Raw genomic sequence first — 22383 nt, 5'->3', positions numbered from 1 at the left:
TTAAGCTCCGTTCGGCGCCGTGACGGGCGCGCGATCGTAGAAGTAGATGCCATGCGGCGAGCGGCCCACGGCGATGGTTTTGATGAGCTTCCTGGTTTGCATGTCGATGAGGCCGATGTGCTTCGCGAAACGGAACGTCACCCACAGATAGCGCTTGTCGGCGGTCAGCTCCATGTCGTCGGGGCCGGGCATCAGGCCGCTGATCTCGCCGGTCTTTTCGAGCGTGTCCTCGTCGATGATGCTGATGACGTTCGCCACGCGGCTCGACACCAGCACATGGCGGCCGTCCACGAGCGAGCGGAAGTTGTGCGCGGCCTTGCCCACCTGGATCGTCTTGACGATCTTCTGGTTGCGCCAGTCCACCACCGCCACGTAGTCGGCGCCCGTCATGCCGACGAGCAGATACTTGTCGCCGGGCGTGAGCCACAGGCCAGCCGGCGCGGCGCCGACCTTCATCTTCCAGAGCACCTTCTGCGTCGGCAGATCGACCGCGGCGATTTCGCCGGAAACCTGCAGCGAAACGAACACGGTGCGGCTGTCGTTCGTGAACGCCAGGTGGCTCGGCATGGCCGAGAGCGGCAGGCGTTTGGCGAGCGTGATGTTGCTGCCGCCCGCGTAATTGTAGATGTCGAGGCGGTCGAGGCGCAGGCCCGTGGTCACGAACCACTTGCGGTCGGGCGAGAAGCCGAGCTGGTACGGGTCTTCGACGTTTTCGACCCAGCGCTGCGCCTTGCCGGTCTTCGGATCGACGAACAGGAGGTTGTTCGACACCGAGTTCGCGACGATCAGCGAGGCGTTGTCCGGCGTGGGAAAGAGGTGGTGCGGTTCCTTGCCCGTGGGCACGGTGCCGACGACTTCGTGCGTCTTGTCGTCGATGAGGCTCAACGTGGCTTCGCCCGAATTCAGGACGATGATGTTGTTCGCGTAAGCGGCCGTGGAGGCGAAAGTGGCGACCGTCGCTGCGCAAGCGAGCGCAAACGTTGCGGCCTTGGCGGCGACGCGGCTAAAGGTGTTGTTGTTCGGCATGAAGAATCGTTCCCGGGCAGATTCGTGATTGTAGAACGTCTACCCGCAAGCAAGGTTGACGTAAAGCCCTTGAAATATGCAAGAGGCGCAATTGAGCGCCCCTTTTTCGAACAATTTTGAAGAACTGTTATGGCCCGCAATGCGCTTTATCGCTGCATCGATTCCCATACCTTGTGGAGGCGCTTGACCGAGACCGGCATCGGTGTGCGCAATTCCTGCGCGAAGAGCGATATGCGCAGCTCTTCGAGCAGCCAGCGGAACTCCGAAAGACGCGGATCGAACACGCCCCCGCGCTGCGAGAGCGCGCGCTGATACTGCTGCGCGAGTGGCTGGAATTCGGCGGCCTGGCGTGCGTCGCGAGCGGGGTCGGCGCGCAGCTTGTCGATGCGCAGCGCGACGCCCTTCAGGTAGCGCGGGAAATGCACGAGCTGTGCATAGGGCGTCTCCAGAATGAAGCGCTTGCTGATGAGCGCGTCGACCTGCGCCTGCATGTCCGCGGCCGGCGCGCCGAAGGCCTTGGCCTGCACGAGCTTCTTCGCCAACGATGCGTATTCCGCGAGGATCTGCCCGACCAGCCGCGCGATTTCCTGCGCGAGCAGCGAAAGGCGTCCGCGGCCTTCATCCTTGCGTGCGTGGAAGCTCGCGTCGTCGTCGGGCAGCGGGTCTTGCAGGCAGGCGCGATCGAGCGCGAGTTCGACCAGCTGGTCGCGCAGTTCCTCCTGCGTGGCGCGCGCCATGAACTGCATCGCCATCTCGCGCAGGCCCGGCAGGTTCTTCTCCAGGTAGCGGATCGGCTCGCGCAACTGCAGCCCGAAGAGCCGGCGCAGCCCCGCGCGATGGATGCGTGCGGCCTCCTCCGGCGAATCGAACACTTCGACGTCGCAATGCGTGCCGCGATCGACGAGCGCGGGATAGCCGAACAGCGTTTGTCCGCCGCGGCGGATTTCCAGCAGCTCGGGCAGCTTGCCGAAATTCCACGTCGTGAGGTTTTCGTAGAGCGCCGTGGCAGGTGCGGCGTCGCCCAGCGTGGGCGTATGTGGTGCATTGCTCTTTTGCGGCGCGTTGTTGCTTGCGATGCGCTCGCCCGGAGCGTTCTGTGGTGCTTCACCGCCCTGCGCATGCGTTTCCAGCGCCGCGAGCGCCGTCGCGCTCGCGAGCTTCTGGAATTGCTGCTGCGCCTGCGCGCCGAGTTCGGCGCGCAGTTGCGCGAGGTTGCGGCCCATCGCGAGCTGGCGACCGTGCTCGTCGACCACCTTGAAGTTCATGAAGAGGTGCGCAGGCAGCGTCTCCAGCTTGAAGTCGGCCGACTTCAGGGCGATCTGCTTTTGCTCGCGCACGTCGGCGATCAGCGCTTCCAGCAGGCCGCCCGCGCCGAAACGCTCGCCGCCCACGCGCTCCGCGAAGCCGGCCGCGTACTCGGGCAGCGGCACGCAGTGGCGGCGCAGCTTCTGCGGCAGCGACTTCAGCAGCAGTTGCGCCTTCTCCTTGAGCATGCCCGGCACGAGCCATTCGCAGCGGCGCGCATCGACCTGGTTGAGCGCGTAGAGCGGCACCGCGAGCGTCACGCCGTCGCGCGGCGAGCCCGGCTCGAAGTGATACGTGAGCGCCATCGCCACGCCCGACATCGTCATGCGCTTCGGGAACAGCTCGGTCGTCACGCCCGCCGCCTCATGGCGCATCAGGTCGTCGCGAGAGAGGTACAACAGACGCAGCTTGTCCTCGGGCTCGCCGCCCTTCCTCACCTCGTCGCGATACCAGCGCTCGAACGACGCGCCCGAGTAAATGCCTTCCGGAATCGCCTGATCGTAGAAGCCGTAGATCAGCTCATCGTCGACCAGCACATCCTGGCGGCGCGACTTGTGTTCCAGTTGCTCGATATCGGCGAGCAGCTTGCGGTTGTGCGCGAAGAACGCGAGCTTCGTGTCGAACTCGCCCTCCACGAGCGCGCCGCGAATGAAGAGTTCGCGGGCGCGCGCCGGGTCCTGCTTGCCGAACGCCACGCGCCTGCGTTGATACACCGGCAGGCCATACAGCACCCCGCGCTCGAACGCGCTCACCTGCGCCGCGCGTTTTTCCCAATGCGGCTCGGAGAGCGACTTCTTTAACAAGTGCGCGCCGACCTTCTCCAGCCACTCGGGTTCGATCTTCGCGATGCAGCGCGCGTAGAGGCGGCTCGTTTCGACGAGTTCGGCGGCCACCACCCAGCGCCCCGCCTTCTTCACGAGCGCCGAGCCCGGCCACAAGTGGAACTTGATGCCGCGCGCGCCGAGGTAATGCGGGTCGTCGTCGGCCTTCAGACCGATATTGCCGAGCAGGCCCGTGAGCAGCGCGTGATGGATCTGCTCGTAGGTCGCGTCGGCTTCGTTGATGCGCCAGCCATGCTCGCGCACCACGGTCAGCAATTGCGAATGCACGTCGCGCCATTCGCGCAGACGCAAGTGCGACAGAAAATTCGCGCGGCACGCATCGAGCAGTTGCCGGTTGGACTTTTTGTGCGCGACGGCCTCTTCGAACCAGGCCCAGATCTTGAGCCACTGCAGAAACTCGGAGCGTTCGTCCGCAAAACGGCGATGCGCCTGGTCCGCCTGCTCCTGCGCCTCGATCGGTCGGTCGCGCGGATCCTGCACCGACAGCGCGCTCGCGATGATGAGCACTTCGCGCAGCGCCTGCTCGTCGCGTGCGCCGAGAATCATGCGTCCCACACGCGGATCGAGCGGCAGGCGCGCGAGTTCGCGGCCGAGCGGCGTGAGCGCGTTGTCGTCGTCAACGGCGCCGAGTTCGTTGAGCAGCTGATAGCCGTCGGCGATCGCGCGGCCCGGCGGCGGCTCGATGAACGGGAACGTCTCGATCGCCGTGAGATGCAGCGACTTCATGCGCAGAATCACGGCGGCAAGCGACGAGCGCAGGATTTCCGGATCAGAGAAGCGCGGCCGTGCGATGAAATCCGCTTCCTCGTAAAGCCGGATGCAGATGCCGTCCGCGACCCGCCCGCAACGGCCCGCGCGCTGGTTCGCCGCCGCCTGCGCAATCGACTCGATCTGCAGCTGCTCGACCTTGTTGCGATACGAATAGCGCTTCACGCGCGCGAGGCCCGTATCGACCACGTAGCGGATGCCCGGCACCGTGAGCGACGTTTCCGCCACATTGGTCGCGAGCACGATGCGGCGCGCGTTCGACGGCTTGAAGACGCGCTCCTGCTCCTGCGCGGACAGCCGCGCGAATAGCGGCAGGATTTCCGTGTGCGGCGGATGATGCTTGCGTAGTGCTTCCGCGGCGTCGCGAATCTCGCGCTCGCCGGGCAGGAACACGAGCACGTCGCCCGAGCCCTCGCGGCAGAGTTCGTCGACGGCATCGACGATGGCTTCCATCAGGTCGCGATCGGTGTCGCGCTGAGACTTCGCACCTTTTTCGCGGCCCGTCGTGCCCTGCGCGTTCTTCACCGCCGGGCTGTCTTCCTGCACCGGGCGATAGCGCACTTCGACGGGATACAGCCGGCCGCTCACCTCGATCACGGGCGCGGGCTTTTCCTCGCTGCCGAAGTGGCGCGCGAAGCGATCGGCGTCGATGGTCGCCGACGTCACGATCAGCTTCAGGTCGGGCCGGCGCGGCAGAATCTCTTTCAGATAGCCGAGCAGGAAGTCGATGTTCAGGCTGCGCTCGTGCGCCTCGTCGATGATGATCGTGTCGTAGGCCTTGAGCAGCGGATCGGTTTGCGTCTCCGCGAGCAGAATGCCGTCGGTCATGAGCTTGACCGAGGCGCCCGGCGAGAGATTGTCGGTGAAGCGCACCTTGTAGCCGACCACTTCGCCGAACGGCGTATTGAGTTCGTCGGCGATGCGCCGCGCCGTGGCCGAAGCCGCGATCCGACGCGGCTGCGTATGGCCGATCAAACCCGTGCCGCCCGCGCCGAGGCCGCGGCCCAGCGCGAGCGCGATCTTCGGCAACTGCGTGGTCTTGCCCGAGCCCGTTTCGCCGCTCACGATCACGACCTGATTCTGTGCGATCGCACGCGCGATTTCTTCGCGGCGGCCGGAGACCGGCAGCGCTTCGGGGAACGTGATGGGCGGAACCTTGTTCGGCTCGACGTGCGCGCGTGGTGCACGCGGCGGACGTTCCTGGCGTTCGGCGCGCGGCGCGCGATCACGTTCGCCTTCACTGCCGGGGCGCGGCGCGTGTTCGGATTTCGGTTTTGCGGATCGCTGCGGATTCGGCGGGTTCTGCGGCTTCGCCTGCTTCGGAGGTTGCTGCGCGCGCGACGGTTGATTGCGCGGCGCCTCGGCGCGTGCCTCGCGCGATTCGTTCGGGCGATCTCGTGGCTCGTTTCGCTGCGCCGGGCGTCGATCGTCGCGCGCCTCGCGTCGCCTGGCGGGCTGAGCGGCGCTGCGCTGCGCACGCGGTTCGCCTCGCGATGGCGATTGTGACGGCGACTGCGGCGCGGGTTTCGTTTCGTTTCCCTGCTCAGGCTGCTGATGCAGTTGCTGATCCGGCTGCTGATCCGGTCGCTGATCCGGGCGCTGTTCCGCGCGCGGCGGCGTCTGCTGTTGCGCCTGTGGTTGCTTCTGCTCCGCACGCTTGTCCTGCACGCGCGCGCCGCCCAACGCGCCACCGCCCATCAGCGCGGCAAGCTTGTCCGTCGACGCGAGCTTTTGCCCGTCGCCATACTTCTGCGCCGCGCCTTTCGCTTTCGCGCCGTCCTGCGCCGTTTCCTTCCCGGCCGGGGTGTTGCTGCCCTGCGCCGAGGCAGGTCTTTTGGGTACATTCGACATGGGGGCGCATTATAATCCCGGGCATGAATTCCCAAACCGACCTCGTCCCCGCTACTGCCAGCGCGCCGGCCTCCGCCGCCGCTGCGGATTCCGACTCGCAGATCATGGCGCAGCACGCGCAGTTCGTCGACTGGATGCGATCGGTCGCGCCCTACATCCACGCGTTCCAGGGCAAGACGTTCGTCGTCGGTTTCGGCGGCGAGGTCGTGCACCAGAACCTGCTCAACGCGCTCGTCGCCGACATCGCGCTCTTGCAGGCCATGGGCATCCAGATCGTGCTCGTGCACGGTTCGCGCCCGCAGGTCGAGGAGCAGATGAGCCTGCACGGCGTCGAGTCCGAGTTCTCGCACGGCATGCGCATCACCAATGCCCGCGCGCTCGAATCGGCGAAGGAAGCGGCCGGTGAAGTGCGTCTCGACATCGAGGCCGCGATCAGTCAGGGTCTGCCGAACACGCCGATGGCACACGCGCACATCAGCGTGGTGTCGGGCAACTTCGTGACGGCGCGGCCGGTCGGCATTCTCGACGGCGTGGACTTCCAGCACACGGGCGTCGTGCGCAAGATCGACGCCGATTCGATCCGCCACTCGCTCGCGAGCCGCAAGCTCGTGCTGCTCTCGCCGCTCGGTTTTTCGCCCACGGGCGAGGCGTTCAATCTGTCGATGGAAGACGTCGCCTCGGCGGCAGCCATCGCGCTGCGCGCCGACAAGATCGTCTTCCTTACGGAAACGCAGGGCTTGATCGACGAGGAAGGCGAGCTGATCCGCGAAATGTCGCTCGACGACGCCTACAAACTGCAAGAAGGCGGCACGGTGCTCGGCGACGAAGGCTTCTATCTGAAGCACTCCATTCGCGCGTGCCGCGGCGGCGTGGGGCGTGCGCACATCATTCCCTACGCGCTCGACGGCGGCTTGCTGCTCGAACTGTTCCTGCACGACGGCGTGGGCACCATGATCTCGTACGAGAATCTGGAAAGCCTGCGCGAAGCCACGCCTGACGACGTCGGCGGCATTCTCACGCTGATCGAGCCGCTCGAAACCGACGGCACACTCGTGCGGCGCGGGCGTCACCAGATCGAGCGCGACATCGACCACTTCTCGGTGATCGAGCACGATGGCGTGCTGTTCGGCTGCGCGGCGCTTTACGCGTACTCGCAGGAGCGTATCGGCGAAATGGCGTGCCTCACGGTCTCTCCCGAAGCACAAGGCTCCGGCGACGGCGAACGTCTCTTGCGCCGCATCGAGCAGCGTGCACGGGCGCGCGGTCTCACACGCATCTTCGTGCTCACCACGCGCACCGAACACTGGTTCCTGAAGCGCGGCTTCGTCAAGGCAACGGTCGACGACCTGCCCGAAGACCGCCGCCGCCTCTATAACTGGCAGCGCAAATCGCTCGTGCTGATGAAACAGCTCTGAGCGCGCCGCCACCCACACATACGACTACAGGAGAAGCACAGCATGGCCCGTATGATCCAATGCGCGAAGCTCGGCAAGGAAGCCGAAGGTCTCGACTTTCCGCCGCTGCCGGGCGAGCTCGGCAAGCGTATCTATGAAAGCGTCTCGAAAGAGGCATGGCAGCAGTGGCTCAAGCAGCAGACCATGCTCATCAATGAAAACCGCCTGAACATGGCCGATCCGCGCGCGCGCCAGTACCTGATGAAGCAGACCGAGAAGTTCTTCTTCGGCGAAGGCGCCGACCAGGCTTCGGGCTACGTGCCGCCGACCGAAGGCTAAGGCTTCGCGATGCGCACCGGGATCCGTCCCTGAGCCGCATCACGCAACCGGTTACCCTGCAAAAACCGCGCCCCCGGCGCGGTTTTTTTATGCGCTTCATGCGCATTCCAGGGCGCGGAAACGGTTCCATCGAAACGGCGCAATCCCCCGCCGCGTGGGGCTTCCAGTCCGCGCCCCGAATCCCCGCAGATACTTGGGTTTGCGCGATCTTCCGTTATCGTGCTAACATGTGGCCTCGTTCAACAGGCATTAGCCATCAATTGCATTCGGCACGGCGCCCAAAAACGCCATCATTCCGAATGCGCATATGACAAAAGGAACGCTCCGCCACGCGGGCTTCTTTTTCGTTTCAGTGGCGCTTTGACCAGGCAATCCGAGGCACCTCGTGCCGGTCCAGCGTCCTCATGCGCCCTGCTCCCCATCCACGGCCACGCAGGCGCAACGTTAAACACAATTTGTCCGAGTGTCGTTTCGCGACACTTCAGCATTGCTTTCGTGCGCCGCTCGCCTTGCGCGATGCACCATCGGCCCGCCTTCGTCGCTGACGCAACGTGGCGTGCCGTGCGCGAAATGTCGCCGCTATCGCGAAACGGTACTCTCCGGCAACCGTGGCGGGCCCTCATGGGTTCGTCGCAGTCATTGGAGATGCAGACCTTGACCGCTTCCACTTCCGGCGCGTCGGCCCAGACCGACCTTACCCTCGACGACATCACGATCGTCGACAAAAGCCTCCTCAAACGCGCCGTCGGCGCCATGGCGCTCGGCAACGCCATGGAATGGTTCGACTTCGGCGTGTACAGCTACATCGCCGTCACGCTCGGCCAGGTGTTCTTCCCGTCGAGCAGCCCCTCGGCGCAGCTCATCGCCACGTTCGGCACGTTCGCGGCCGCGTTCGTCGTGCGCCCGATCGGCGGCATGGTGTTCGGGCCGCTCGGCGACCGCATCGGCCGCCAGCGCGTGCTCGCGATGACGATGATCATGATGGCCTGCGGCACCTTCGCCATCGGCTTGATTCCCTCGTACAAGTCGATCGGCATTGCCGCGCCGGCGCTTCTGCTCGTGGCACGCCTCGTTCAGGGTTTCTCGACCGGCGGCGAATACGGCGGCGCGGCGACCTTCATCGCCGAATTCGCCACCGACAAGCGCCGCGGCTTCATGGGCAGCTTCCTCGAGTTCGGCACGCTGATCGGCTACGTGTTCGGCGCGGGCACGGTTGCCGTGCTGACCGCCGTGCTCTCGCACCAGCAACTGCTCGACTGGGGCTGGCGCGTGCCGTTCATGATCGCGGGCCCGCTCGGCCTCGTCGGTCTCTATATCCGCATGAAGCTCGAGGAAACGCCGGCGTTCAAGCGCGAAGCGGAACTGCGCGAGGCCGAAGAGCACACGCGCCCCAAGCTCACGCTGCATTCGCTCCTCACACAGCATCTGCGCCCCTTCCTGCTGTGCGTGGGTCTCGTGCTGATCTTCAACGTGACCGACTACATGGCGCTGTCGTACCTGCCGAGCTACCTCTCGGCGACGCTGCACTTCAACGAGACGCACGGCCTCTTCCTCGTGCTGATCGTGATGGTGCTGATGATGCCGATGACGCTCGCGTTCGGCCGCCTGTCCGACGCCGTGGGCCGCAAGCCCGTGATGCTCGCGGGCTGCGTGGGCCTGATCCTGCTGTCGATCCCGTCGCTCACGCTGATCCAGACGGGCGCCCTCGTGCCGGTGTTTTTCGGTCTCCTGATCCTCGGCGCGCTGCTCTCGTGCTTCACGGGCGTGATGCCCTCGGCGCTGCCGGCGCTGTTCCCGACCGCGATCCGCTATGGCGCGCTCGCCATCGGCTTCAACGTCTCGGTGTCGCTGTTCGGCGGTACCACGCCGCTCGTGGCGGCATGGCTCGTCGAGCACACGCAGAACCTCATGATGCCCGCGTACTACCTGATGGGCGCAGCCGTGATCGGCATCATTTCGGTGCTGGCGCTGCATGAAACGGCGCGCCGCCCGCTGCCGGGCTCGGCGCCGAGCGTGAGCACCAGGGCGGAAGCACACGCGGTGCTACGCGGGGTGCGTCTCGCGCGCGAACTCGACGAGGAATACGCCGTCGCCAACGCCGTGCGCGCCTGATAGGGCACCACTGAAACGCAAAAAGGCCAGCTTCGTGCTGGCCTTTTTTCTTGCGCGCTCGCTTGAGCCTATTCGACGAGATTGACGTGCTCGACGTCCAATGCGCCGTCGTCGCCGATCGTCAGCATCGCCGCCGAGATCGGCAATTTGAAACGGCGCGGCCCCGCGCTGCCGGGGTTCACGTACAGCACGCCCTCGCGCGTTTCGAGCGCTGGCTTGTGCGAATGGCCGCTCACGACCACAGCAATGCCTTCGCCAGCAGGATCGCCCTGCAGGTCAGGTAATTCGTGGACCACCGCAAGCCGGACCCCAGCGAACGCGACGGTCGTTTGCACCGGCAACGCCTCGGCCCACGCGCCATGATCGTTGTTGCCGCGCACGGCGGTGAGCGGCGCGATGGCCGCGAGCATGTCGAGCACGCGTTGATCGCAGATGTCGCCCGCATGCACGATGGCGTCCGCGCCCTCGACGAAGGCGAGTAGCTCCGGACGCAGCAGATTGTGCGTGTCGGAAACCAGTGCAACACGTAGCGGAGGTAGCGGATGTTTCGCGGACATGACGTTGCGTTTCGGTTGAATCCTGCCGATTATCGCCGCGCTCACGCCTCGCCGTCGCCTTCCTCAGGCGCTGCGCCGACGTACACCGCGAGCCAGACGCTCGGCACGGTCGGATCGGTCCATGACACGCGATGACGGCAGTGCGCCGGGATGTGCACATAGTCGCCGGGCAGCAGGCGTCGCGGCGGCACTGCCGGGTTCTCGAATTCCAGCGTCGCCGCGCCGGCGAGAAGCGCCACCCATTCCTCGCGCGCGTCGTCATACCAAAAACCGGGCGGGCTCGCCTGGCCCGTGGAGACGATGCGCTCGATCAGCACCCCGTCACGCGAAACGAGCGTGTCGAAGCGCTCATCCTCGGCATTTGCGTCGATGCCTGCGAAGAGATTGCCGAATGCAACCGTGTTCGGTTCGTTCATGCCAATGCGCTCATTCGAGAGGTTTCAGGCCGTCGAGCAAGGTCGGCACCAGCTCGCTCACGGTCGGGTGGATGTGCATCGCGTATTGCAGCGTCGTATAGGGGGCGTCGGCCGTCATCGTGTCGATGAACGTGTGGATCGCCTCGTCGCCCTCGATGCCGAAGATCGCTGCGCCGAGAATACGTTGCGTTGGCGGGTCCACCAGCGCCTTCATGAAACCGTCCGTCTCGCCGCGTTCGCGCGCGCGGCCCACGCGCGACATCGGCATGGTGGCGATGAGCGCGGGTTTGCCGCGCTCGCGCACTTCGCGCTCGCTCATGCCGACGCGCGCGAGCGGCGGATCGACGAACACCGCGTAGGCGGGAATGCGTGTGTCGGCGCTGCGCGCTTTGCCGTCCAGCAAATTCGCCGCGACGATCTGAAAGTCGTCGTATGACGTGTGCGTGAACGCGCCGCGGCCATTCACGTCGCCGAGCGCCCAGATGCCCTCTACGCGCGTGCGCAACTGGCCGTCCACGGCGATGAGCCCGTGGGCGTCGCGCTCGATGCCCGCCGCGTACAGCCCCAGATCGTCAGTGTTAGGCAGGCGCCCAGTCGCGAAGAGCAGATGCGAAACGTCGAGCGAACCACTGTCGAGCGCGATGCGCACGCCAGCCTGGCCATCTAGCGGCGCAACGCTGCGCGGCTCTGCGCCGAAGCGAAAATCCACGCCTTCACGCGCGAGCACGTCCTGGACCGCGCGCGAATAATCCTCGTCCTCGCGTGCGAGGACACGCTGCCCGCGCACGAGCACCGTCACGCGGCTGCCGAAGCGGCGGAACATCTGCGCGAATTCGAGCGCCACGTAGCTGCCGCCGCAGATCGCCAGATGCTCGGGGAGTTGCTCCAGCGCGAGCAGCGTCGAGTTAGTCTCGTAGCGGATCGTCTCGACGCCGGGAATGGCAGGAATCAGCGCGCGTGTGCCCGTGTTGATGAAGATCTCGGGCGCTTCGAGATCGACCTGCGCACCGTCGTGCGCAGCCACGCGCACCGCATGCGCTCCCGTGAAGCGCGCGTGCCCCTTGAACACGGTGACGTTCGGCGCATGGCGCAGCCACTGCTCGACACCATCGCGCGACGCCCCGATGATGCGCTCCTTGCGCGCCTTCACGAACGCGAGATCGACGCGCACGTCGCCGGGCGGCGCGCCCGTGCCGATCTGCACGCCGAAGTCCGCCGCGTGGCGCGCAACATGAGCGGCACGTGCGCAGGCGACGTAGGCCTTGGTCGGCGTGCAGCCGACGTTCACGCAGGTCCCGCCGAATGACGCGCGCTCGATCACCGCGGTCTTGCGGCCGCTCTTGCCGAGCCGCACCGCGAGAGGCGGCCCGCTTTGCCCCGTGCCGATCACGATCGCATCGAAACGTTGTGCCATGCCGCTCTCCTTTGCCGTTGACGCGAGTTGAGCCGCGAGTCGCGAAAGGCGGCCGATCGCGCCATCTTACGCGCGACGAATAGCCACCGCCCGCAGCGTGATTGTGCGAATCGGGTACGCATTGGCACGTATTGCGAAGGGGGCGCAGGGGCAAAAAAAGAGCCGCCTCGCACGTCGAGGCGGCTCACAGGGTGACGTCGCAACAGCAAACGGGCGAAGCCGCTGCGCGTCAGGGGGATCGGCGAACTTCGGACACGCTTGCGTCAGGCGTTCGGTGAATCCGTGACTGGATATTCAATCGTTGAAGTTGAGGAAGCTCCGCGTGCGTGCAATCAGCACACAATCAGTGCACACAATCGGTGGCCGCACATTCTCCGTGGCCCGCGTTCCAGAGTTCGCGCGAGCGCAGGAATGCGGCGCGCGCGCCGCGCGTCGCCATCATCAGGCCGATTTGCCCCATGTTGAAGTCGTGCGACACCATCAGCTGCATCAGGTCCACCATCGGCAGGACCAATGCTGGCTGATATAACTGTCGTTCGATAAAGGATTTCATGACCGCTCCCGCTGCATGCCCCGCGTCCTCCTGACGCAAGGTCATTCCATGGTTGTCATTCTAGGAATGCGGCGTGCGTGGATAAATGGGCCCCCAGCGAAGTCACTTGTCGAGAATCGCAAACAATCGACCCGAATGCGGAAACAAGGGGTGCGGCGGCGGGGTCCGCCGTGTTCGCCGGGCATCGCGCGCGGCCGCGCCACACGGCTTTGGGCGAATTCCGGCCCTGCGGACGCGCTTCAGTCGAGGGGCGTAGCGACGAATTCCGGCAGTGTCTCGGCACGTGCGGAAAGCGCGGCAATGGCCGGATATCGGGCGGGATCAGCGCAGCCGGGCAGCATGTACTGGTTGAAACGCCACGCTACGGCCGCGGTGATGTCGGCCTGCGTGATGCGGCCCGCGCACAGCCAGCCGTCGCGACCGGCAACGAGTTGGTCGAGTACGGTCCAGGCCGCGTGCATCTGGGCGTTCACGCGCTCGAACCACGGCTCGTGCTGGCGCTCGGCGGGGCGCAACTGGCGTTCATAGACCTGCTGCACCGTCTTTTCCATGGCCGCGAGCGCGAAACCGTTCACGCGCAGCGCGAAGGTCCGCTCCTGCGCCTCCTCCGGCATGAGCCGCCGCGCGGCGGGCACTTTGCGGTCCAGATAGTCGAGGATCAGCGTCGAGTCGATCAACTGGGTGCCGTCGTCGTCGACGAAGGTCGGCGCCTTCACGACGGGATTGATCCGAGCAAATTCGTCGTACTGCCGAAATACCGAAATGCTGCGGTGCTCGAACTCGAGCCCCAGCACATGGAGCGAAATCGCGACGCGACGCACGTAGGGGGAGTCCATCATACCGATCAACTGCATGGGTTCACCTCGAACAGTAAAAAGGGATCGGACGTCGATCTTGCAGGAAGCCCCATCGCATTTCAAGCCACGTTGAGCATCCCGGAACGGCGCCACGGCAACGCGGTCGTTGTGCAAAAACACACCGTGTCGATGTGCCACGTCCGGCTCGCCGCACTGCAGGGCTACATTTGTTAGCAGACGTCGAATCTGACGCGTCGCGGCATTGTTGCGCCGCAGCGCTTCACCCAGCGTACCGGCGTCTTTTTACCGTGCCGCGCTGCTCAAGGCGCAGCGGCGTGCGGGGTGCAAGCAAAGGATGCCGAAGCATTAGGCAGACCGCATGAAACCGGGTTTTTGCGCGCCGCATGTGCTGCAGTGCATCGCCGGGAAACTCCTGGATTCGGACGCCGAACGGCTGAGATAGTCTCAATGCACAAGGAGACGGAATCATGAGACAAGCATTCAACGTTGGTGTTGTCATCGTCCTCGCACTCCTCCTCGCGAATCGTGCCATGACACGTGTGCAGGCTCACGAGGCTGGCTCGCTTACCTGTGCCCAGGGCTCGGCACTCGTCAAGGCCGAAGCCCTCGTGCGCGGATTCGGCGAACACGGTGCGAGCGCCCAGAGCGAAAACTTCCTCTCTTCCTGTCTCGTTTCAGGCCAGGGTCAAGTCGGCGACCTGATCGCCCACGACTGAGCGCCAATGACTGAGCGCCCACGCCGCGAGCGCCCAGCCGCGTTTCGCGGCGTGGGCGCGGTTTAACGGCGCGACACGTGGTACCACGCTCGCTCGCGGCCCCACCGCCGGAGCGCGCTCATGACCGACCCGCCGAACGCCGTTCAGCATTCGGCTGGACAGGGTCACACGCCCGCCACTGCGGACCTCGATGTCCGCGGCCGCCCCGAAGCCAACGCCCGGCTGCCCGACACCTTCGCCCTTGACCTCAGGTGCGACAAGTCGTCGACTCGCGCTGACGCCCGTAAGTTCACGCGCATCCGCGCCACCCGAAGTCGATACCTCCGCAGGCACCGCTCAGTCGCTCCCGCTCGTTGACGCAGGCGCGGGCGGTTCCACAGCGTCAAGCAAACCCGGCGCGCCGGGACGCACCGCTGCGGGTTGCCAATTCCCCGGGTTGGCGGCGAGAATGCTCGCGGACCACGGAGAATCTATGAAAGGTTGCATCCTGTTGTTTGGAGTCAGCATGCTGGCGGCGTGCACATCGGTAACGGCCGTCAATTCGAGACAGGATGGGCATCTCACCGTCACGAGCCGCGCGCGCTGGGAGCTTGTTTCGTGGAACCACGTGCGCGCAGTCGGGCTCAGCGAAGCCGAGGACTACTGCGAAAAACGGAAGAAGCAGTTGCACACGGTCGAGATCCACAGCGAAGGCGTGCGCGGCATGACGTCCCAGACAGTAGAAGTCATCTTCGACTGCATCTGAGGGGACCGCACAGTCTTCTCGCGCATCCGCGTCAAACGGGCGTTGCAGCCCGTTAGCGCGCTGTTGCAGACCAGATTGCTCGAGATGGCGCAATAGTTTGTTGTCGTTCACCCTGATACCCAAATCGCATGACCGCGCTAAACTGACGATACATTTTGTTACGTTTAGGGCCGCGTCATGTTGACCGCATTCTTTATCGCCTGCCCCTTCGGCATCGCGGCATTGTTCGGGTTCGCAAGGCTGATCAATCCTCTCACCGGGAAGATCGGTAGTCGTTGATTGCGCAAGCGCCCGGTTGCGGCGCAGCGCCCGACTAATCCTCGCGCCGCCATTCTGCGCGGCTGCCTCGGGCTTTTCCCGCCCTATCCTGTTTTTTCTCTTCGGTGTAGCCAGATCCCTTCGTGCGCCCGCACGGATTTAGCCATGCAAATGAAAAACCCGCGAAGCCTGAAGCTATCGCGGGTTTCGGGAATCCAGCGGCATTCGCTGGAACAACAACATCTGGTGCCGGGGACCGGAAACCATCAAGCCCGCCAGCAACGGCCCACGCGCCGCCGTGGGGGAAATTTGGGGAGCGCGCCGCGAGTCCCGCGCCGGGAGCCGAATTAGAGTGCGCCCACTATTTTTTCGTCCGAAATTTACCCATGGGGAATGATCCGTGATACAGTTCCAGCCTGTTTAAACGAACCCACGGGGAAAGCGATGACGAAGAAAAACGAAGCGCACGTTGTCACCAGCGGCAAGCAACAGGAAGATAACCGGACGCGCGATCTAGTCGAGAACATGAACCGGGAAAGCTGGCTTAACAACATGGCCGCGATGATGGCCCCGCGCTTCGCTGAGTTGGGTCACGCGCTCCCGCCGTTCCGCGTGTCGTTGGGTTGGTCTAGCAGCGGCATGGACGCGCCCGTGACAGGCGAATGTTGGTCCCCGCATGTGTCGGCGGATAACCACTATGAAATTTTCCTTTCCCCGCGCCGGTCGAATAGCGCCCAAGTTGCTTGCACGCTCGCGCACGAACTCACGCACGCAGCCGCTGGCTTGTCGCACGGTCACAAAGGCGACTTCGCCAAAATCGCAATGGCTCTTGGCTTCCAGCGCCCATTGACGGAAGCGCAGCAACCCGCGAAGTTGATGGAATGGGTACAGCCGATGATCGACAAGTTGGGGCCGTTCCCGCACGCAGAGATTCGCCCACGGTCAGGCGTCAGCTTGCGGAAGGCAACCAAGCGCGTGAAAGGCGGCGGCGTTGACGCCGTGCCGGTTGACCCGGACGCGGACCCGGACGAAGGGGAATCGGGCGATGACGCGGAACCGGCGAACAACAAAGCGCCGAAGCAATCAACCCGAATGATTAAGTGCGAATGCCCCATGTGCCATTACATTGCGCGGACCTCGCAAAAGTGGATTGACGAAGTAGGCCCGCCGCATTGCCCGCTACATGGCGCGATGGAAGTTGCAGAGTAAAGAAAAAGCCCGCTGGATCGCTCCATGCGGGCTTTTTTGCGCCTTCCCTATGGTTGGGTATCGGCGGGCGGATCGGAAGCCGCTGGCGCGGGATTCGCGCCGGTCAAAGCGTCATAGTCGCGCTGGCACTCTTCCCCGGCGATTCGGGCGCGGTCAGCGTATTCCGCCAGCGCTTCGTTGCGGTCGAGAGATTCCCCGAACACGTTGGCGAGCAGATCGAGGGGGCCAACGGTTGCCGCGCCGTCGCCGGTAGCGGCGGAATGCTTGGCGTTGTCGAGTAGTTTAGCGACTTGCTGGCGCAACCCGCCAGCATCAGCGCGGGCAGCGAAAGCGTCAGCAAGCGCCGCAGTCCTTTGGTTTTGTGCATCGTTCGCAATCTCCGTTTGCGCGGCGGTTCGCCGCTGTTCCTCTTCGCGCGCAGCTTCGACCGCCCGCGTTTCGTGCTGCGAAGCCGCCAACGCCGCTTTAGCGGCTTGCGCATGCTCCACGTACAAGACAGCCGCGCCACCCAATGCAGCGCCGACCAGTGCGCCAATCAGCGCCGCCTTAATCGATCCCACGTCATCCCCTTTTGAAGTCACACAGATTCGCCGCGACACATGACGGATTCCTCCATGCGCCGAACGTAAATCCCGAAACACTGATTGGCGCGCTTGCTGCAATCAACCCACTTGCCGCCGCGCTTCACGACCGCCCAACGTTCGAACGCATCGCACCGAGCCGGGTCATGTGTCCGGTAAAGCACCAGGACGTTCGGCGGGTCATTCGGGCCGCTGGCCTTGTCGAGATTCCCAAGGCCACGGTTGTATGCATAGTCGATCAACGCGGCTTTCTCGCCGTCCGTGTAGGCGTCGAATTCGGGAAGCCGTTTTTTCAGGCCAACCGCGAAGTCGCCCAAGTGATCGGAAAGCATGCGGTCACATTCGGGCGTCGAATAGTGGCGCATCGGAACGCCGGTTTGCCCATAGCACACCGTGGGAATGACCGTGTTTCCCACGCGGTCAAGGTACGGGTCATTTCGCTTGCCTTCCGCGCCGCCCGTCAGGTGAATGCACAAGGCGGCGGCGTTCGCGCCGATCAAAGCCGCCAGCCCCGCCGTGACCTTTTGCGCCAGTCGCGTGCGCGTTTCAGCCATTTTCCATAACCTCCATTCCGTCCCGCGAGGGTGCGGGCGCCCCCATCGCAATCGGGACCCCGGCTTTCGTGTTCGCCTCGATTTCAGCCATGCGCGCCAAGTGTTCTTCTCGTTCTTCGGCGCGGCGCTGGCGCATGAAATAGACGTTGGCGGCGAACGTCAGAATGGCGGTTGCGATACCAACGCAAATCCCGACATTGGTAAGGGTGAGGCTTGAACCGAGGCTTGCCGCCGAACCCGCGTATGCAGTTGCTTCCGATGCCGAGATTTCCATGATGGTCTGAAAAGTTTATCTATAGGTAAAGTCGCACGCGCGATTCTACACAGTCACGAACCATCAGATTGCACCTCTTCGTCAACGATTTCGCCATACACCATGCCGTTATCGTTTGTGCGCTTCACCAGCTTTTTCGTTGTCTCGACAATCGTCACGTCAGAATCGTCATTGGGTAATTCCAGATCGACACTGCAGCGGTACACGTCGCCGCTGTAGGTATGCACGACACGCGACACAAGCCAGCGCGCGGGAATGTCCGACCGGAACCCGGACAGGTAGAACGCGGATTGCGCCTGAATACCCGCCACGCCGGGGAACGTCAAATCCATCCGTTGCGCCGCGCGCCGCCGTTTGCGCAATTCCGCCTTCGCCGCCGCGAGCGCTTCCGCGCGATTCGTGAACATTTGCTTTATGCGCTTCACCGGGTTTCCCGAACCCGCCGCGATGTAATGGATTTGCTTTTCCTTGAACGCGCGGAACTTCGTCACGACCGTTCCCGCGCCTTCACGCCGCTGGACGTTGTAGTGCCATGTCGTGCAATCCACCTTCTCCGCCACGGTAGCGGGCAGCGCTTGACCGGACACGGACAGTTCCGCGCCGCGCTGCATAAAGAGCAGGACGGAACCCTTGGGCTTCACTACCGCGTCATATTCCGGCGCGAGCCGCGCCAACAGGTTCAAATCCGATTCGTCAACCTGTTCCGTGTGCGGCAACTGAATGCTTGCCAGTGACGCGGCGATTTGCGCGGTCATGCCGTGTTCGCTGGCGATTTTCTGAACCATCGCGCCAATCGTGGTTTTGTCCGCCCAATGGCGCGTTACCTGCGTTTGCAGGTGATACGGGCCATTGTTGTTTTCATCGAATGCCGCCGACTTCGCGCGGATCGTCATTTGTTCGGGCGGCCCGCTCAACGAAATATCATCAACGATATAGCCGCCCATGTCGGTATCCGCCGATCCATACCCAAGCGCGACCGTCAGAAGCGCGCCGGTAGGCGGAAGCGCGATTGGCGCGTTGGGGTCATGATCCGCCAGAACGATTTCCAGCACGTCCGCTGATTCGTCCGTTTCATCAGTAATGCTCAAAGAAACGAGGCGATCCGCAATGGTTGCCGTCAGGTCCGATCCGTTCGCCGTCACGCGATAGACGGGCCGCTTATAAGTCGAGTCCGCCATATCAATCCCACAGTCGAACGGAAGTTTGCGCGGGAACCTGCGCAATATCCGGCAGCGTGATAACTACGCCTTGCGGCAGCAGCGGGCCGTAGTCCGCCAGTCCCGTGTTGGCGTCAAGCAACTGTTCCACCACGCGACCGCCAAGCGTTCCGTAGTAGGCCCAAGCGATTGAATCCGCCGTGTCCCCGTCCTTCGTTGTGTACGTCGTCGCCATTTACAGAATGCCTTGAATCTGGTTGATCGTGTTCCCAATCAGCGTGCCTTGAAGCGCGTTCGCGAGTAGCGATCCGTCTTGACCGTCATACATTTTCAGCGTCACCACGAATTCAATCTTTTTCGGTTGGTTGAACGCCGCAAATTCGCTTTTGGTTTCCTCAACACTTTCGATAGTCCAGCGCCCATAGACGTAACCTTGTGCGTCCATCATCAGATACGGAATCCCCGCCGAACCCATTTTCCGCAGCACGCCCATTGCGCTCGAACTTCCCTTCCATTCGGGATAGATGACGCCGGGAAGCGTAAGCGTGTCATCGCCAACGCGAACGAACTGGCGCGCGGCGCGTTGTCCGAATCGGGATTGTTCGCCCCAAACGTATTGCGTCGAACGGCGCATGGATTGATAAACCGCCGTATTCAACGAAAAGTTAAACCCGGACAGCAATTCGGAAGCGGATTGCGAAAGCCCGCTGGATAGCGCGCCGCCGATGCCGGTTGCAGCGGCGGACAGCGCGCCTGTGACGCTCCCGCCGCCCGAGATAGCCGCAGATACCGACGAAGCGGCGGCGGACGCTGTAGAGCCTATTTTAGACAGCGCGGCGCTAATGTCGGAAGCGGAAGCGCGAAGGGTAAGCATCGGAACAAGTCCCGACAGCATGACCCCCGCAGTGTCCAGAACGTCACTCACCTATGTTCCCCGTCAAAGAACCGCGCGCGACTGCGCGCAGCTTGTTGTTGCTGAATCTCTCGCATGATCGCCGTTGCGTGTTCCTTCGGATCGACCGGTTGCGCCCCAAGGTCTAGGTTGATATGGAACGTGTTCTGGCTATTGTCGATGACTTGCGGCAGCGGTTGTGGCGCGGGTTGTGCGCCGTGCTTCTTCTCATATGCCGCAAGCCATTGCTCATTTTCGGCGGCGTATCCCGATCCGACTTGATACCACGGTTGGTTTTCCTTCCGCGCCGCGTCAATCTCTGCCTGAGAGTGTTTCGCGCGAATCGCCTTCCAGCGCGCGTCACCGTTCTTTAGCTCGTCCGTCTCTTCATCGGAATTCACCAACGGAAGCGCGGCAGCGGCGGCAATCGGCGCGGCAGCGCGAGCCACGCCGACAACGGCAGCAACCCGGCCAATCGTCTTTCCAACGCCGCCAGCGCCGCCGCCCAATGCGCCTTCCGCAGCGGTAGCAACCGCGCCTTCCGCCGCCGATGCCGTCAGCTTGTCGATGCTTGCGGCAAGCGCCGTGACCGCCGCCGCCGCCGCCGCCGTGCGAAACGTCGCCCAAACTTGAAGCCCAGCGCCGACCGCCTTCAATACCGGCGAAGCAACCAGCAACGCCGCACCGAATTTAACCGTGTTTTCAACGTAGCTATTCAGCGTGTCGGGGTGCGCGTCCGCCCATGCGCCGAAGCGCTCCATTGCGCCAGCGAACTTATCCATTGCATCCGCCGCAATAGGCGTCAACGCCTTCCCGGCGCGCGCTTCCGCGTCCTCAAGTCGAGCGCGGGCGTTCTCTTCTTTGCCGCCAGTCGATTGCTGATTGAGTCGATCCGTTTCGACAATCCCCGGCGCGGTATGCCAGTTTTGCCGGTCCCGGTCGATAGCGTGACGGTTAATCACGCGTTGGCCGATTTCGTTACGCACGCTGTCAGCGCTGAATCTCTCCGACACGTAGGCGTTGACCGCCGCCGCGCTGTCAAGATTGACCCCGGCCTTTTGCATCGCCGGGATAAGGTACTTCTCAACCCATGATTGATGATCGCTCGAAAACAGTTCGTGACCGCGAAGTGCATCCGGCGAATAGCGCTTGATGATCCCGGTTTTCTGATTGACCAAAACCTTGCTTGGGTCAATCAGACCATCATTCATCAGGCGAGTAAGAGACTTGAGCGTTTGATTTCCGCCGAGCAGCGCGGAATTTGTCTTGGCAAGCGAAGTGCCGTATCCGTCAGGCGTCAACGCTTGCATTAAGAACGAGTCGCCAAAAAGCGATTCGTCAGACTGCGCGACGCCCGCGAGCCTCGCGCGCCGCGCCGCCGTAAAGAGCATTTCAGGCGAGATTTTCCCGCCAGTGCTTGTGACGGTTTTCCATGCTTCGTTCGCAATCGCCGCCGCGCGCTTCGGGTCGTTCGCGCCGCCGCGCTCGTCAACCAGCTTTGCAATCATGCCCGCCGCGCCAGCCGCGTCAATTTGATTGTCCGGGTGCGCGCGGTTATAGACTTGCGAGGCGGACATTAGCCGCCCCATGACCGGGAGCAGTTCAAGCGCACTTTGCGCGGAACCCGTCGCGGCGCGCAGTTCCACAACCGCCTTGATTGCTTCCGTGGTGGACACGCCAAATTGCTTAAGGCGCTTGGCGCTTGCAAGCATTTCGTCTTGCTCTTCTTTCGTCGCGCCGGAATTGCGCACCAAGTTTTCCGCGTTCTCGCGCGTGACGCCCGCGCGGGTGAGCGTGACAGCGCCGCCGATGATAAGCGCGCCACCCGCCGCCGCGCGCGTGCCTGCTCGCGACACAGCGCCGCCGACCTTCGCCGCCGTCGCTTGGAACTTTTGCGCGGCGTTCAAGCGCTCTTGCGCTCGCCGTGCCGCGTCGATTTGCGCCGTGACTTGCCGATAAGAACGCGCCACGCCTTCAACGTCGCGACCGGCGCGCCCCAAGTCGCCAACCAGCGTATTGAGCAGCTTTTGACGCTTCGCGAGCGCGTCAAGTGACTTGCCAATGCCCTTGAACGCGTCATCAACGCTTTTGGTCGATGCCTTGAAGCTACCCGCAACCGCGCCGCCAATTACGATTGTTGCAGCCAGCCTTTTATTCGATGCCATCGACCCATTCCCTATTTGATGCCCTCAAGCCACCAAAGGAATTCCGATTGGGGCATTGAATGTATTTCCGCTTTCGTCCAACCCGGCAAAGCGGCGGACAGTCTTAGAACGCCGTCGCGGACAAATTCGGCGCTCAATCGGTAAAACAGGCGTAAGCCTCTTGCATGCGCACGTAATCGCGCAGCTTCACGTTGCCGATATCGGCGGGCGTGAGCGTGCAAAGGTTGCCGAACAAGGCAATTTCCTTGTCCTCTTCCGTGCCCGCCGTGCGCCGACCAACCAAGTGATCGTTCACGGACGGTTCGCGCATGGTCACGTAACCGAGCGTTGCACTGTTGACCGTGATTGCGCGCGAAAGCGTGATGTTGATCGAACCATCGTCGTTCAGTTTCAGGTATTCGGGCAGCTTCTTCGCCGTCATGATCTTTCCGTTTAAA

Annotated in this window: 21 protein-coding genes; 6 read left to right on the top strand and 15 right to left on the bottom strand. The window is 63.5% G+C overall.

The window, feature by feature from the left end:
• Both AB4Y36_RS10450 and hrpA read right to left on the bottom strand, forming a co-directional pair.
• Window positions 1-1026 (bottom strand): beta-propeller fold lactonase family protein, encoded by a 1026-nt coding sequence (locus tag AB4Y36_RS10450; protein ID WP_368682937.1) that lies wholly within the window; start codon window positions 1024-1026, stop codon window positions 1-3.
• 146 nt (window positions 1027-1172) lie between these two features.
• Complete coding sequence (hrpA, locus tag AB4Y36_RS10445; RefSeq protein WP_368682936.1) at window positions 1173-5792, bottom strand: ATP-dependent RNA helicase HrpA; 4620 nt, start codon at window positions 5790-5792, stop codon at window positions 1173-1175.
• A gap of 23 nt (window positions 5793-5815) precedes the next feature.
• On the opposite strand from hrpA, the gene argA reads away from it, so the two are divergent.
• From argA to proP, 3 genes are all read left to right on the top strand, one after another.
• Window positions 5816-7207 (top strand): amino-acid N-acetyltransferase, encoded by a 1392-nt coding sequence (argA, locus tag AB4Y36_RS10440; RefSeq protein WP_069268156.1) that lies wholly within the window; start codon window positions 5816-5818, stop codon window positions 7205-7207.
• A gap of 42 nt (window positions 7208-7249) precedes the next feature.
• A complete protein-coding gene (locus tag AB4Y36_RS10435) occupies window positions 7250-7525 on the top strand; it encodes an oxidative damage protection protein (protein WP_069268157.1) in 276 nt (91 codons plus the stop codon).
• 645 nt (window positions 7526-8170) lie between these two features.
• Window positions 8171-9637 (top strand): glycine betaine/L-proline transporter ProP, encoded by a 1467-nt coding sequence (gene proP, locus AB4Y36_RS10430; RefSeq protein ID WP_342945915.1) that lies wholly within the window; start codon window positions 8171-8173, stop codon window positions 9635-9637.
• A gap of 68 nt (window positions 9638-9705) precedes the next feature.
• Here the strand turns inward: proP and AB4Y36_RS10425 are convergent, their stop codons facing one another.
• From AB4Y36_RS10425 to AB4Y36_RS10405, 5 genes are all read right to left on the bottom strand, one after another.
• Window positions 9706-10194 carry a metallophosphoesterase gene (locus AB4Y36_RS10425; RefSeq protein ID WP_368682935.1) on the bottom strand — a complete coding sequence of 163 codons (489 nt, stop codon included), beginning with the start codon at window positions 10192-10194 and terminating at the stop codon, window positions 9706-9708.
• A 41-nt stretch (window positions 10195-10235) separates the two neighbouring features.
• Window positions 10236-10610, bottom strand: coding sequence for a cupin domain-containing protein (locus AB4Y36_RS10420; protein WP_069268158.1), 375 nt, complete (start codon window positions 10608-10610; stop codon window positions 10236-10238).
• Window positions 10611-10620: 10 nt separating this feature from the next.
• Window positions 10621-12024, bottom strand: coding sequence for an FAD-containing oxidoreductase (locus tag AB4Y36_RS10415; RefSeq protein WP_368682934.1), 1404 nt, complete (start codon window positions 12022-12024; stop codon window positions 10621-10623).
• Window positions 12025-12367: 343 nt separating this feature from the next.
• Window positions 12368-12577 carry a hypothetical protein gene (locus tag AB4Y36_RS10410; protein ID WP_069268200.1) on the bottom strand — a complete coding sequence of 70 codons (210 nt, stop codon included), beginning with the start codon at window positions 12575-12577 and terminating at the stop codon, window positions 12368-12370.
• A gap of 239 nt (window positions 12578-12816) precedes the next feature.
• Window positions 12817-13431 (bottom strand): glutathione S-transferase family protein, encoded by a 615-nt coding sequence (locus AB4Y36_RS10405; protein ID WP_069268160.1) that lies wholly within the window; start codon window positions 13429-13431, stop codon window positions 12817-12819.
• A 431-nt stretch (window positions 13432-13862) separates the two neighbouring features.
• Here AB4Y36_RS10405 and AB4Y36_RS10400 point away from each other — a divergent pair, with 431 nt between their 5' ends.
• From AB4Y36_RS10400 to AB4Y36_RS10390, 3 genes are all read left to right on the top strand, one after another.
• Window positions 13863-14111, top strand: coding sequence for a hypothetical protein (locus AB4Y36_RS10400; RefSeq protein ID WP_069268161.1), 249 nt, complete (start codon window positions 13863-13865; stop codon window positions 14109-14111).
• 472 nt (window positions 14112-14583) lie between these two features.
• A complete protein-coding gene (locus AB4Y36_RS10395; RefSeq protein ID WP_069268162.1) occupies window positions 14584-14856 on the top strand; it encodes a hypothetical protein in 273 nt (90 codons plus the stop codon).
• Between the two features lie 702 nt (window positions 14857-15558).
• Window positions 15559-16323, top strand: coding sequence for a transcription elongation protein SprT (locus AB4Y36_RS10390; RefSeq protein ID WP_368682933.1), 765 nt, complete (start codon window positions 15559-15561; stop codon window positions 16321-16323).
• A gap of 47 nt (window positions 16324-16370) precedes the next feature.
• Here AB4Y36_RS10390 and AB4Y36_RS10385 read toward each other — a convergent pair whose 3' ends face one another.
• From AB4Y36_RS10385 to AB4Y36_RS10350, 8 genes are all read right to left on the bottom strand, one after another.
• A complete protein-coding gene (locus AB4Y36_RS10385) occupies window positions 16371-16904 on the bottom strand; it encodes a DUF2514 family protein (RefSeq protein ID WP_368682932.1) in 534 nt (177 codons plus the stop codon).
• Window positions 16901-17458, bottom strand: a complete 558-nt coding sequence (locus tag AB4Y36_RS10380) for a hypothetical protein (RefSeq protein WP_368682931.1) — start codon at window positions 17456-17458, stop codon at window positions 16901-16903. The genes AB4Y36_RS10385 and AB4Y36_RS10380 overlap by 4 nt, the downstream gene beginning before the upstream one ends.
• Window positions 17451-17732, bottom strand: a complete 282-nt coding sequence (locus tag AB4Y36_RS10375) for a holin (RefSeq protein ID WP_368682930.1) — start codon at window positions 17730-17732, stop codon at window positions 17451-17453. Before AB4Y36_RS10375 ends, AB4Y36_RS10380 begins: the two co-directional genes overlap by 8 nt.
• Window positions 17733-17785: 53 nt before the next feature.
• The gene (locus AB4Y36_RS10370; RefSeq protein ID WP_368682929.1) at window positions 17786-18910 is read right to left on the bottom strand and encodes a contractile injection system protein, VgrG/Pvc8 family; all 1125 of its coding nucleotides are present in this window, start codon (window positions 18908-18910) and stop codon (window positions 17786-17788) included.
• A gap of 1 nt (window position 18911) precedes the next feature.
• On the bottom strand, window positions 18912-19124 hold the full coding sequence (locus AB4Y36_RS10365; RefSeq protein WP_368682928.1) for a tail protein X: 213 nt from the start codon (window positions 19122-19124) through the stop codon (window positions 18912-18914).
• Entirely contained in the window at window positions 19125-19814 is a 690-nt protein-coding gene (locus AB4Y36_RS10360; RefSeq protein WP_368682927.1) for a phage tail protein, read from the bottom strand.
• Window positions 19811-21946 carry a hypothetical protein gene (locus AB4Y36_RS10355; protein WP_368682926.1) on the bottom strand — a complete coding sequence of 712 codons (2136 nt, stop codon included), beginning with the start codon at window positions 21944-21946 and terminating at the stop codon, window positions 19811-19813. The genes AB4Y36_RS10360 and AB4Y36_RS10355 overlap by 4 nt, the downstream gene beginning before the upstream one ends.
• A gap of 133 nt (window positions 21947-22079) precedes the next feature.
• On the bottom strand, window positions 22080-22367 hold the full coding sequence (locus AB4Y36_RS10350; protein ID WP_368682925.1) for a phage tail assembly protein: 288 nt from the start codon (window positions 22365-22367) through the stop codon (window positions 22080-22082).
• Window positions 22368-22383: the final 16 nt, after the last annotated feature.

The sequence above is a fragment of the Paraburkholderia sp. BR10936 genome, from assembly GCF_040965735.1.
Taxonomy (GTDB): Bacteria; Pseudomonadota; Gammaproteobacteria; order Burkholderiales; family Burkholderiaceae; genus Paraburkholderia; species Paraburkholderia nodosa_A.
Note: the sequence above shows the minus strand (reverse complement) of the source record. Positions and strands in the feature narration are given on the sequence as shown.